1 protein-coding gene is annotated in these 773 nt (G+C 70.4%); it reads right to left on the bottom strand.

What is annotated here, in order from left to right:
• Positions 1 to 38: 38 nt before the first annotated feature.
• Positions 39 to 698 carry a hypothetical protein gene (locus ACE026_RS20360; protein WP_486040658.1) on the bottom strand — a complete coding sequence of 220 codons (660 nt, stop codon included), beginning with the start codon at positions 696 to 698 and terminating at the stop codon, positions 39 to 41.
• Positions 699 to 773: the final 75 nt, after the last annotated feature.

Below are 773 nucleotides of genomic sequence, written 5' to 3'. Positions count from 1 at the left end.
CCCGGCATGACTCACGCGCGTTCCGGCGCTGCACCGGCTTACTGGATGGTCACCACCTTGACCTCGGTGCGGCTGCAGGCCTGATCCAGGCAGGTGCCGTTGAGCCAGACCTGGCCGTCGCCGATCATCACGCCCTGCTGGTTGACCATGACGTCGTCGAATTTCTGCGCCGCGATGGCCTTGCGCACGGCCGGGGTCAGGATGCGCTCGTAGTTGCGCTGGAACTCGCCGGGGCCGGTGATCTTGGCGCCGTTGGCGATGTTCAAGGGGAAGCGGACCTCCTCGACCACGGCGGCGCGATCGCCGCCATTGACGGCTTTCTGGAAGGCATTGAAGACTGCTTCGTACTGGGCAGAATCGCCGAGCACCTGGTCGATGCGCTGACGGACATCGCTGGTGCCAGCGCTGGTCGGCGCGGCGGGTGTGGCGGCGGCGTCCGCGGCAGGTGTCGTGGCACCGCCCGCAGCAGGCGCAACAGCATCCGGCGCAGGGCTGCCGGCAGTGACCGCATCCGGCGAGAGACCCGAGGACGGCACGGCGTCACCGGGCGTCGGCCGGCCTTCGGGAATGGCCGTGGCCGGGCCCTGGGCGGGATCGGCGGCGGCGGAATCGGCCGGCGGCGGCGCCGACGGACTGCAGGCGGCCAGCCACAACGGGCTGGCCAGGGCCAACAGCAACGGGGTACGGGTCAGGCGCATGCGGGGCTCCATCGGTTTCACGAGGGAGCCAGCGTAACTGCCGAAACGTCAGCCGCCGATGATGGCCCCCGGTGG

This window comes from Stenotrophomonas sp. AGC87 (genome assembly GCF_057333975.1).
This window is presented reverse-complemented; position numbering and strand designations above follow the sequence as displayed.